General features: G+C 70.3%; 10 protein-coding genes and 1 pseudogene. 7 read left to right on the top strand and 4 right to left on the bottom strand.

Features of this window, described 5'->3' with window-relative positions:
• The 6 genes from JWQ05_RS16140 to mscL form a co-directional block, all read left to right on the top strand.
• On the top strand, positions 1-1464 hold a 1464-nt coding region (locus tag JWQ05_RS16140; protein WP_299660358.1), incomplete at its 5' end, for an OmpA family protein.
• Positions 1465-1707: 243 nt separating this feature from the next.
• On the top strand, positions 1708-3378 hold the full coding sequence (locus tag JWQ05_RS16135; protein WP_299660356.1) for a methyl-accepting chemotaxis protein: 1671 nt from the start codon (positions 1708-1710) through the stop codon (positions 3376-3378).
• A gap of 150 nt (positions 3379-3528) precedes the next feature.
• Positions 3529-4743: an MFS transporter gene (locus JWQ05_RS16130; RefSeq protein ID WP_299660354.1), complete on the top strand. Its 1215-nt coding sequence runs from the start codon at positions 3529-3531 to the stop codon at positions 4741-4743.
• A gap of 183 nt (positions 4744-4926) precedes the next feature.
• Positions 4927-5637 (top strand): phosphatidylserine decarboxylase, encoded by a 711-nt coding sequence (locus tag JWQ05_RS16125; protein ID WP_299660352.1) that lies wholly within the window; start codon positions 4927-4929, stop codon positions 5635-5637.
• Positions 5638-5646: 9 nt separating this feature from the next.
• Complete coding sequence (locus JWQ05_RS16120; RefSeq protein WP_299660350.1) at positions 5647-6510, top strand: phosphatidylcholine/phosphatidylserine synthase; 864 nt, start codon at positions 5647-5649, stop codon at positions 6508-6510.
• An 85-nt stretch (positions 6511-6595) separates the two neighbouring features.
• Positions 6596-7042, top strand: coding sequence for a large conductance mechanosensitive channel protein MscL (gene mscL / locus JWQ05_RS16115; RefSeq protein WP_299660348.1), 447 nt, complete (start codon positions 6596-6598; stop codon positions 7040-7042).
• Positions 7043-7045: 3 nt separating this feature from the next.
• Here mscL and JWQ05_RS16110 read toward each other — a convergent pair whose 3' ends face one another.
• From JWQ05_RS16110 to JWQ05_RS16095, 4 genes are all read right to left on the bottom strand, one after another.
• Positions 7046-7339, bottom strand: a complete 294-nt coding sequence (locus JWQ05_RS16110; RefSeq protein WP_299660345.1) for a hypothetical protein — start codon at positions 7337-7339, stop codon at positions 7046-7048.
• A gap of 289 nt (positions 7340-7628) precedes the next feature.
• On the bottom strand, positions 7629-8039 hold the full coding sequence (locus JWQ05_RS16105) for a DUF1236 domain-containing protein (protein WP_299660343.1): 411 nt from the start codon (positions 8037-8039) through the stop codon (positions 7629-7631).
• A gap of 280 nt (positions 8040-8319) precedes the next feature.
• Positions 8320-9060: a sigma-70 family RNA polymerase sigma factor gene (locus tag JWQ05_RS16100; RefSeq protein WP_299660340.1), complete on the bottom strand. Its 741-nt coding sequence runs from the start codon at positions 9058-9060 to the stop codon at positions 8320-8322.
• Positions 9061-9210: 150 nt separating this feature from the next.
• Positions 9211-10023, bottom strand: coding sequence for a class II glutamine amidotransferase (locus tag JWQ05_RS16095; RefSeq protein WP_299660337.1), 813 nt, complete (start codon positions 10021-10023; stop codon positions 9211-9213).
• A 361-nt stretch (positions 10024-10384) separates the two neighbouring features.
• Here JWQ05_RS16095 and JWQ05_RS16090 point away from each other — a divergent pair.
• Positions 10385-10935, top strand: a pseudogene (locus JWQ05_RS16090) (ABC transporter ATP-binding protein); the annotation flags it as partial.

Below are 10935 nucleotides of genomic sequence, written 5' to 3'. Positions count from 1 at the left end.
GGCACGCCGCCCGGACAGCCCGGCGCCGTCGCACCCAATGCGCGCCCCGGCGTCCCAGGCCGGCCGTTCACGCCGCCCGGTGCCGCGAACCCGGACGCCCAGCGCCCCGACGCCCGTCCAGGCGCCGGCCCGAATCCCACGAACGATGTCCGTCCCGCCCAGGACGGCGGCGTTCCGGGGAGCCGCGATCCGCGTCGCGACGGCCCGGACCGTGACGCACCGAACCGCGATGGCCTGCGCCGGGACGGCGTGGACCGAGATGGACAGACCCGCGATGGCCTGCGCCGCGACGGGCAGACCCGCGACGACCTGCGTCGGGATGGTCCCAACCGCGAAGGAACCGGCCGCGAAGGAATTGGGCGCGACGAACCCGGCCGCTCCGACCTCCGGCGCGGCGACGATCGTGGCGGCGCGGACCGTGGCGGCATCGACGACCGGCGCGAGGATCGCGAGCGCCGGGACGCCTTCGAGCGGCGCGAGCCGCGCACCGGCTTCAACGCGCCCGGCCGCCCCGGCTACGTGCCCGGTGGGTTCCGCGACGACGACGATGTGCGCGACTACGATCAGGTCCGCCGCGACCGGCGCGAATTCTCGGAAGGGGGCCGGACCTATATCCGCGAGCCCGGCCGCATCATCGTGCGCGACCGCGACAACTACTTCATCCGTCACGACGAGAACGAGCGTTTTCGCGATCTCGACCGGCGGGCCTATCGCAGCGAGCGGCGCGGTGGCGATACCATCACGTATCTCGCCCGGCCCGGCGGCGAGCAGATCGTCACCATCGTGGACGACGACGGCCGGCTCGTGCGCCGCTCCCGCCGCTTCCAGGACGGCCGCGAGGTCGTGATCATCGACAACAGCTTCGGCGGGGCCGCGCGCCGGCCGATCTACGACGACGTCGTGGACCTGCCGCCGCCCGATATCCGCATCCCGCGCGAGCGCTACGTCGTGGATTACGACGGCGCGGACGAGCGCACCGTCTACGAGGCCCTGTCGGCCCCGCCGGTGGTGGCGGTGGACCGGCGCTACACCCTCGACCAGGTGCGCTACAGCCCGCAATTGCGGGCCCGCATGCGCAGCGTGGATATCGACACGATCAACTTCGACACCGGCTCGTTCACGGTGACGCAGGATCAGGCCGCCCGCCTCTCCACCATCGCGGCGGCGATCAACCGGGCGGTGAAGGCCAACCCGCAGGAGGTGTTCCTGATCGAGGGCTACACCGACGCGGTGGGCGCCGACATCGACAACCTCTCGCTCTCCGATCGCCGCGCGCAATCGGTGGCCACGGTGCTGACGCAGAACTTCCAGGTGCCGCCGGAAAACCTGACCACGCAGGGCTACGGCGAGCAGTACCTGAAGGTGAACACGCAGAACGCCGCGCGCGAGAACCGCCGGGTCACGGTCCGGCGCATCACGCCGCTGATCCAGCAACAGGGCGAGGCGGCTCCGCCGCCGCGCTGACAAGCGAAACTGGGCGACCGGAACCCGCGGGAACCGGTCGCCGCCACCCCGATCGGCCTTCCAGGCCGCACGAAGGGCGATTTGCCACAACATCTCCGGGGGCTGGATCGTCGAATTATTCAGCACATCCGGCAGCCTTTATCGGATGTTTAATCAGAAACCGTCAGGGATAGACTGTCTTTCCAGACCTATCCTCTCCGAGCGCCACAGTCGGGATAGCCGTTCGAACGCGCCCGCCCGTCCATGCGCATCTCCCTCAGATCCACCCTCATCACGCTTCTCGCCGTCCTCATGGCCGGGCTAGGAGCACAGGGGTGGCTCGCACTCGCGAACATCCGGATCCTGAACGCCGGAACCGTCGACATCGCCACCAACTGGTTGCCCAGCGTCCGGGCCCTGGGCGACGTCAAATACAGCTTGGCGCAATTGCGGTTGCTGGATTCCCGCTACGCCATCGGGACGGAATCGACGTCCGACCTCGCCAAGGTAGAGGCCGAGCGGTCTCAGGCCGTCACCACCGCGATGCACGTCTACGAGCCCCTGATCAGCAGTCCCGCGGAGCGGGACCTGTGGGATCGGTTCACCGCTGCCTACGGGCAGTACGTCGGCATTCACCATGAGCTTCCCGGCCTGCTGCGGTCCGGCGACACCCCGGCGGCGCAGCGGCTGTTCGATCGTTCGCGCGTGCTCTTCACCGAGCTCATCCGCTTGCTCGACGCGGGCAAGGACCTGAACGTCGGCGGTGCGCAGGCCGCGCAGACGACCGCGCGAGAGACCTACGACGCCGCGATCCGGACGACGACGCTGCTCTGCGCCGGCGCCATCCTGCTCGGCCTCTGCGGCATCCTGTTCGTCGTCGTCGGGGTGACGCGCCCGATCGCGCGCCTCACGGAGTCCATGCGGATCATCGCGCAGGGCCGCCTCACGGCGTCGATCCCACATTCGGGAAACCGCAACGAGATCGGCGAGATGGCCGCGTCCCTGGCGATCTTCCGCGACGGTCTGCTCGAGGCGGAGCACCTGCGCGGCGAGCAGGCGAGCCTCGCCGAGGCCGGCGAACGGCGGCGCAAAGCCACGATGCGCGAACTCGCCGATCACTTCGAGGGGGCGGTGAGCGGCATCGTCGGCACGGTCACGGCGGCGGCCACGCAGCTTCAGGCGACGGCCGGGGCCATGTCGGGGACCGCCCGCCAGACGGCGCGGCAATCGATCGGCGTCGCGGCGGCGGCGGCGGAAGCGGCCTCCAACGTCGGCACCGTCGCGGCGGCGGCCGAGGAGCTCGGTTCCTCCGTCCAGGAAATCGGCCGGCAGGTCGACGGCTCGGCCAGCCTCGCGCAGAGGGCGGTCGCCGAGGCGGAACAGACCGCCGGACTCATCGGCGACCTCAGTGCCGCCGCCTCGAAGATCGGCGAAGTGGTGGCGATGATCGCCTCGATCGCGGGCCAGACCAATTTGCTGGCGCTCAACGCCACCATCGAGGCCGCGCGGGCCGGCGAGGCCGGGCGCGGCTTCGCGGTGGTCGCGGCGGAAGTCAAGGAACTCGCCAGCCAGACGGCGCGCGCAACCGAGGAGATCGGCAACCAGATCGGCCGCATCCAGGGCTCCACGGTGCAAGCCGTCACGGCCATCGGCGGCATCAGCGGGCGCATCCGCGAGATCAGCGGTGTCGCGACCTCGATCGCGGCCGCGGTGGAGGAACAGGGCGCGGCGACGCAGGAGATCGTGCGCAACGTCGCCCAGGCGGCGATGGGGACGGGCCAGGTGACGGCCAACATCGCCACGGTGGCCCGCGCCGCCGAGGAGACGGGCACGGCCTCCGCGCAGGTCCTGGCCTCGGCGTCGGACCTTTCGCGCCAGTCCGCCCATCTCAGCCGTGAGGTCGGCCGCTTCCTCGCCACCGTCCGGGCCGCCTGAACGGCGCCTGTTCTCGGCCGGCGTGCGGAAGCGGTTCCCCGGCCTGCCGGTCCGGCCTATACCCCCGGTGCGGACCTGTCCGGCGGGGTCGCGCCGATCCGGGTTCCGGTGGTCGGCTCCCCGTGTCGCCGACCCGAACCAGGAGCCGGCATGGACGAGGCGCGCGCGGAGTTGATCATGGCCGGGACGCCGGCCTTTCGCCGCACCGCCATCGCGCTGGGGGCCGCCGGGTTCTCCACCTTCGCGGTGCTCTACGGGGTGCAGCCGCTGCTTCCCATTTTCGCCGACGATTTCGCGGTCTCTCCCGCCGAGAGCAGCCTCGCCCTGTCGCTGCCCTGCGCCATGCTCGCCATCGCGCTCCTCGTGGTCAGCCCGCTGTCCGAGGTCTGGGGCCGCAAACCCATCATGGTGGCCTCGCTGTTCGCCTCGGCCCTCCTCACCCTCGTCGCCGTGCTGGTGCCGAGCTGGCATGGCTTTCTCGCCCTGCGCGCCCTGACGGGGCTCGCCGCCTCCGGCCTGCCCGCGGTGGCGATGGCCTATCTCGGCGAGGAGATGCACGGGCGCGCCATCGGCCTGTCGATGGGCCTGCTCATCGGGGGCAACGCGCTCGGCGGCATGGTCGGCCGGCTGCTCGCCGGCATCATCGCCGATCACGCCTCCTGGCGCTGGGGCCTCGGCACCATCGGCATCCTGGCGCTCCTGGCCGCCATCGCCTTCGTCTACCTGCTGCCGGATTCCCGGCGCTTCCAGGCCAACCGGATGCGCTGGCGCGAGGTGCCCGGCACCTTCACGCAGCACTTTCGCGATCCCGGCCTGCCCTGGCTGTTCGCGGAGGCGTTCCTGCTCATGGGCGGGTTCGTCTGCATCTACAACTACATCGGCTTTCGCCTGCTCGATCCGCCGTTCTCCCTGAGCCAGAGCGCAATCGGGGCGATCTTCGTGGTCTACCTGTTCGGCACGTTCTCCTCGGCGCTGACGGGCGAGATCGCGAGCCGGCTCGGCCGGCGCAAGGTGCTGTGGCTCGCCATCCTGCTCGGATTGACCGGCGTGACGCTGACCCTGTCGAGCCACCTCGCCCTGATCATCCTCGGCATCGTCCTCGTCACGGTGGGCTTCTTCGGCGCGCATTCCGTGGCGAGCAGCTGGGTCGGCCGCCGGGCCCTGCGCGACCGGGCCCAGGCCTCCTCGATCTACCTCTGCCTGTATTATCTCGGCTCATCGGTGCTCGGCACCGCCGGCGGCTGGTTCTTCGCCCATTCGGGCTGGACCGGCGTGGTGGTGTTCTTCGCGACCCTCTACGGAATCGCGCTCGCCATCGCGTTGCGCCTGTCGCGCCTGGCTCCCCTCGTCCCGGCGGACGGCTGAGGACGGTGCACCGGTCGGGCCACGACGGCGCGCGGTCTTCGATTTGGACAAGCGCGACAGAGCGCGCTCGCGCGTCTCCGATCAGTTAATCGTATGACGGACGCGCCCGCGTGCCGTAAGAGGGGGCCCCTGCCCGGGGTGCCCTCCGGGGGCGCCCCCAGACGAAAGCAGCCCGACAGACCCATGACCGATCTTCTCGAGACGATTCGCCGGACGCTGGTGCCGATCCACAAGGAGGGCTATCCCTTCATCGTCATCGGCATCGTGCTGACGGTGATCGGCGCCTATTTCGCGCAGTTCTTCGGCTGGATCTTCCTGATCCTCACCCTCTGGGTCTGCTACTTCTTCCGCGACCCCGAGCGGATCACGCCCGTCGGCGACGGTCTCGTGGTCTCCCCCGCCGACGGCCGGGTGAACCTGATCTCCACGGTGCTGCCCCCGCCCGAGCTCGACCTGCCGCAGGAGCCGATGCTGCGCATCTCGGTCTTCATGAACGTGTTCGACTGCCACGTGAACCGGGTGCCGGTGACGGGCCGGATCGGGCAGATCCACTACACGCCGGGCCTGTTCCTCAACGCCGAACTCGACAAGGCCAGCGACGACAACGAGCGCAACGGCCTCGTGATGGAGACGACCCACAAGGGCGTGCCCCTGCGCATCGGCGTGGTGCAGATCGCCGGATTGGTGGCGCGCCGCATCGTCGGCTGGGTGCAGGCGAACGACACCCTGAACGTCGGCGAGCGCTTCGGCCTCATCCGCTTCGGCTCGCGGGTCGACGTCTATCTCCCCCTCGGCACCCGCGTGCTGGTCGGCCTCGGCCAGAAGGCGGTGGCGGGCGAGACCGTGCTCGCCGATCTCGCCGGCGGGCCCGAGCGCGTCTTCCGCCGGATCTGAGGGAAGCCCATGGACGACCTGTTCCCGCCCTTCGCCCCCGACGCCAACGAGCCCCGGCCGCGCCGCTTCAAGCCGGTGCCGTTCCGGATGATCGCGCCCAACATGATTACCCTGATGGCGCTCTGCCTGGGGCTGACCGCGATCCGTCTCGCCTTCGAGGGCAAGTTCGAGCCCGCCGTGATCTCGATCGTGGCCGCCGCCTTCCTCGACGGCATCGACGGGCGCGTGGCGCGCCTGCTCAAGGGCACCTCGCGCTTCGGGGCGGAACTCGATTCCCTGGCGGACTTCGTCAATTTCGGCTGCGCGCCGGCCCTGATCCTCTACGGTTTCGCCCTGAAGGACCTGCGCTCGGTGGGCTGGATCGTGGCGCTCATCTTCGCCATCGCAATGGCGCTGCGGCTCGCCCGCTTCAACGCCATGCTCGACGACCCCAGCCGCCCGGCCTGGAAGAAGGACTTCTTCGTGGGTATGCCGGCGCCCGCCGGGGCGCTCACCGCGATGCTGCCGCTCTACCTCAGCTTCCTCGGCCTGCCGATGGAGCGCTGGGCTGCCCCCGTGGTGCTCGGCTACATGCTCTGCATCGCGCTCCTCGTGGTCTCCACCGTGCCGACCTTCTCGGGCAAGACCATGGGCAAGCGCGTGCCCCGCGACTGGGTGCTGCCGATCTTCCTCGTGGTGGTGGCGGCCTTCGGCCTGTTCATCAGCTACCCCTTCGAGGCGATGGTGGCGATGGCCCTCGGCTACCTCGTCACCCTGCCGGTCGGCGCGGCGCAGTATCGCCGCCGGGCCAAGGCGGAGGCGCGGGGGAGGCCACCCGGGGACGAGGCGGGACAACCTCTCGACGTCGAGCACAATCGGGGCGTGGACATCTGAGACGCCCGCTGTCGCGCAGGGCCCGTCTCGCTTAAGCTGACCCGTGCGCCGACGCGCTCTGCGGAAGGCCGGCCCGGGGGCGACGATGCTGGAAGAGTTCAAGAAATTCGCGTTGCGCGGCAACGTCGTCGACCTCGCGGTCGGCGTGATCATCGGCGCGGCCTTCGGGGCGATCGTCACCTCCGCCGTGCAGGACGTGTTCATGCCGATGATCGGGGCGATCACCGGCGGCCTCGATTTCTCGAACTACTACCTCGCGCTCTCGTCGAGCGTGCAGAAGGGTGCCGCCTATGCGGATGCCAAGAAGCAGGGCGCGGTGATCGGCTACGGCCAGTTCATCACCGTGGCGATCAACTTCATGATCGTCGCCTTCGTGCTGTTCCTGGTGATCCGGGCGATGAACCGCCTCGTCAGCAAGGAGGAGACCAAGCCCGAAGCCGTGGCCGAGATCCCCGCCGACGTGAAGCTCCTCGCCGAAATCCGCGATATCCTGGCGACCAAGGACACCGTGGCGACGAAACAGATGGTCTGACGCTCAGACCCGGTCGGGTTTCCCCGACGTCGCCCTCGGCACCGCCCCGAGATCCCCGAGCAGGCCCTCCAGGGCCTCCTCGACGGCGCCGGTGCCCTCCTCGTGGGTCTTCAGGCGCGTCTCGAGGCGCTTGATCTGCGGCCCGAACGCCTCGGGCACCACGGGGTCGCCGAGATATTGCGGCGTGGCCTCTCCGGTTGTGAAGACCGAGCGCAACTGCTGGCCGAGATGATCCCGCACCGGTTCCGGCAAGGCCGGATCGGTCACGGAGGAAGCGGAGGGCAGGTCGTCCGCCATCGTCAGGGTGTCCTTCGCGTCAACTGAGGATCGGATTCAACGCCGGATACGCGGGAAGCGGTCACAATCAGCGGAGCAACGGTTGAAGTGCAAGGCCGTTGCACCTCGTTGCGCGAGGAATCGATAAATATTCGCCTCGGTCTCGCATCATCGAAACCTGCATTGCGGTCGAGTCGCCCCGCATTCCTACGAAAAAGCCCCCGGCGCGGCCTACGAAAAAGGCCCCCGGCGCGGGATGCGCCGGGGGCCTCGGATCGGGTCGCGGCGGCGGGCGCCGCGCTGGCGTGGCTTAGTCGATCACTTCAACGATGCGGTGGCTGCGGTCCACCAGCACCGGGCGGTCGTTGACGATGGTGTAACGCGAGCCGCGCGCGTTGTACTCCTCGGGGACCTCGTAATAGGTCACGCCGGCGCTCGGCAGGACGGTGCCGACGCGGACATCGCCGTTGTAATCGTAGGACGAGCGGCGCTCGCGGGTCACGTACTGGCGGAAGCGGGGACGGTCGTCGACGCCGAGGATGCCGCCGACGGTGCCGGTGGCCGCGCCGACCGCGCCGCCGACGATCGCACCGAGCGGGCCGGCCGCATCGCCACCGTCCTGCGCGCCACGCTCGGCGCCGCGGACCAGGCCCTGGGCCTGGGCTGCCATCGGCAGGCTGAGGGCGATGGCGGAGGCGGCGAGAAGGGTCTTGATGTTCATGGTCAAATGCTCCTGAACGGGTATCCCGCGACGCTGTGAAGCGCTGCAGGGTTCAGGGCAGTAACGCCCAACTCTCGGAAGGGATGCGTCGAAATTTCTCGAAGACTGTCGGGAGGGTTTGTTTCCCGATGTTCGACACCGAGCTTGTGCCCGAGGCTTTCCCGGCCGTGTCTCGACCCCGGTGAGGTTCGGATCGGCGCACCTGTAGCCTGGCGATTCGGGTCGTCCCGAGATCAGCTGGGTCCGGTACACGTGTCGAGGCGCTCAGGCCCCGACAGTGTCAGGCGTCCTTGGGCATCGCCGACTGGATCAGCCGGTCCGAGCTCAGGTCTTCCTCGTCGTAGCCGAGGAGTTCGGCGAGGCGGCCGCGGGCGCGGCTCACCCGGCTCTTCACGGTGCCGACCTTGCAGCCCATGATCGCGGCGGCCTCCTCGTAGGAGACACCCTCGGCGCCCACGAGCACCAGGGCCTCGCGCTGGTCCGGGGGCAGCTTGGCCAACGCGGTCTGGAGGTCCTCCACGTCGAGGCGGTCGCCCTGGTGGGGAGCGGTGGCCAGCCGCGCGGCGTAGGAACCGTCCTGGTCCTCGACCTCGCGCACGCGCTTGCGGTGGTCCGAGTAGAAGATGTTGCGCAGGATCGTGAACAGCCAGGCGTTCAGGTTCGTGCCCGGCTGGAAGCGGGCGCGGTGCTGCCAGCCTTTCAGCAGGGTATCCTGCACGAGGTCGTCCGAGCGGGCCGGGTTGCTCGTCAGCGACAGCGCGAAGGCCCGGAGCGACGGGACCGCCGCCAGCAGGCCGTTGCGGAATTCGGGCTCGATCGCCTCGCCCCGCGCCTTGAGGGCGGCTTCCAGCTGCGCGATGAGTTCGGCGAACCGGGTCGGCTGCTCGTCCGGCCCGAGCCGGTCGTAGACCGTGCGCAGGTGCTCGCCGAGATGCGTGCGGATGTTCGAGGACAGGTTCGGCCTGTCGTCGGCGGTATCCGCCAGGATGTCGGGGGCGGTGTCGGTCACGTCGCGTGTCATGGCTCGTCGTCGTTGGGCGCGTTCGGATGTCGTGTCGGCCCGAGGCGTCCGAGAAGCACCCGCGCGGTCAACCGATTTCGGGCGTTGTAGCGCATCCGGGCCGTCGGCGCATCCCGCCGGGCAACCGTGACCGTTGCGTGCGGCGCCGCATCAACAGCCGCATGGGGAGGGGACGCGCTCGGCACGCTGCGCCGGCTTGAGGATGCGCACGGCGCCGTCGCGCAGGGAGAGCACGTGCCCGCGCTCCACGTCGGTCCAGCACTCGTCGCGGGTCAGCGCCTTCGTGGCGATCACCGTGACGACGTCCTGCGCGCCGGTCTCCTGCGCGAAATCCACCCGCCAATCCTCGTCGACGAGGGTCGCGGTGCCGAAGGGGGCGCAACGGGTCAGGTAGCACAGGCGCTTTCCGCAATGGGCGTAGAGGGTCCGGCTGTCCGACAGGAGCATGTTGAACACCCCGAGCCCGTGCAGTTCGGCGCAGAGGTCCGCCACCGCGCGGTCGATCCGGGCCGGGCTCGGCAGGTCGGGCCAGCGCGCCTGCAGCTGGTCGAGCATCCAGCAGAAAGCGTGCTCGCTGTCGGTGGAGCCCACCGGCTTGAACCAGGTCAGGGGCCACTTCTTCACGCCCTTGAGCTGGCCGTTATGCGCGAAGGTCCAGCGCCGGCCCCACAATTCGCGGCTGAAGGGGTGGGTGTTCTCGAGGTTGACGCGGCCGCGATTGGCTTTCCGCACATGCGCAATGACGATGCGGCTCTTGATCGGCGTCCGGCGCAGGAGTCGGGCGAGTTCCGATTGCGCGCTCGGCGCCGGCTCGTGGAACGCGCGCGCGCCCCGCCCCTCGTAGAAGCTGATGCCCCAGCCGTCGGCGTGGGGGCCGGTCTCGCCGCCGCGCCGGGCCAGGGCGGCGAAGGAGAAGCGGATGTCGGTTGGCACGTTCGCGCTCATGCCGAGCAGTTCGCACATGGAGGGTTCGGGGCACTTCGCGTGGGGTGGGAGGACGGCCGGCGTTCCGGGGCGGCGGAACCTTGGGGGAAACCGGCCGCAGACTCTAGCGGATTTTGCTCTAGCGGATTCTGCCGCCCGCGGGAGCGGGTGATTACCCACAAACGCGCCGGTGCCGCTTGAGTGCCCTCGAGGGAATGTTCACGGGCCTCCGGCCGGCGTCGAATGGACGTCAGAACCGAGGCACGGAGACGGCACCGCGCGGAGGCTTGTGCCCGGGCTCGCGTCCCCCCAGGTGCGTCCCCGCGCTTTCGCCCTCCGGAGCGATCCTCTAAGCCGCATGCCGGGCTCCCGCTAGCGGAGCGATGCCAACAGGGTTCCGATGGACCGCGATCCGATCGCCTTCACCTGGCGGACCGCGCGGGGCGAGCATGCCGCCGCCGTCGGGCTGGCCCTCGGCCTCGGGGGGCCCCTCGCGCTCCTGGCGCTGCTGTGCCTGCGCGATCTCGTCGGCGTCCAGGTCCACGACACCGAGCCGGTGGGCCAGTTCCTGCGGGTCGCCGCGACGCTGCCGTGGCGGGCCGCCGGGGGGCCGTTCGTGGCCTTTGCCGGCTGGACCCTGCCCCCCGCCGAACTCGTGCGGGCGGCGCTCCTCGGGCTCGCGGCCGCCGCCGTCGCCTCGGCGGGCCTTGGCTGGGCGGTGGCGCGCCTGTGCTTTCGCGCGCAGGCCCGGACGGTGGCCGCCCTCCAGGGTCGGGTCACGGAGGCGATCCTGCGCGCGCCGCCGAGCGCCCGCGACGAGGCCCGGGCCCTGGCCCAGACCCTGGGTGAGGTGCTCGCCCGCCTCGACACGCTGTTCGGGCTGGCGATCCTGGTGCCCGCCCTGGCGATCGGGTCCGCCATCCTCGCCCTCGCCCTCGCGGGCATGGCCGC

The sequence above is a fragment of the Methylobacterium sp. genome (genome assembly GCF_028290105.1).
GTDB lineage: Bacteria > Pseudomonadota > Alphaproteobacteria > Rhizobiales > Beijerinckiaceae > Methylobacterium.
This window is presented reverse-complemented; position numbering and strand designations above follow the sequence as displayed.

Bases quoted from the DNA above. Each gene is read 5' to 3' on its own strand.
- JWQ05_RS16120 (WP_299660350.1), top strand. From the start codon at position 5,647: ATGGACGACCTGTTCCCGCCCTTCGCCCCCGACGCCAACGAGCCCCGG.
- JWQ05_RS16130 (WP_299660354.1), top strand. From the start codon at position 3,529: ATGGACGAGGCGCGCGCGGAGTTGATCATGGCCGGGACGCCGGCCTTT.
- JWQ05_RS16125 (WP_299660352.1), top strand. From the start codon at position 4,927: ATGACCGATCTTCTCGAGACGATTCGCCGGACGCTGGTGCCGATCCAC.
- JWQ05_RS16105 (WP_299660343.1), bottom strand. From the start codon at position 8,039: ATGAACATCAAGACCCTTCTCGCCGCCTCCGCCATCGCCCTCAGCCTG.
- JWQ05_RS16135 (WP_299660356.1), top strand. From the start codon at position 1,708: ATGCGCATCTCCCTCAGATCCACCCTCATCACGCTTCTCGCCGTCCTC.
- JWQ05_RS16100 (WP_299660340.1), bottom strand. From the start codon at position 9,060: ATGACACGCGACGTGACCGACACCGCCCCCGACATCCTGGCGGATACC.
- JWQ05_RS16095 (WP_299660337.1), bottom strand. From the start codon at position 10,023: ATGTGCGAACTGCTCGGCATGAGCGCGAACGTGCCAACCGACATCCGC.
- JWQ05_RS16110 (WP_299660345.1), bottom strand. From the start codon at position 7,339: ATGGCGGACGACCTGCCCTCCGCTTCCTCCGTGACCGATCCGGCCTTG.
- mscL (WP_299660348.1), top strand. From the start codon at position 6,596: ATGCTGGAAGAGTTCAAGAAATTCGCGTTGCGCGGCAACGTCGTCGAC.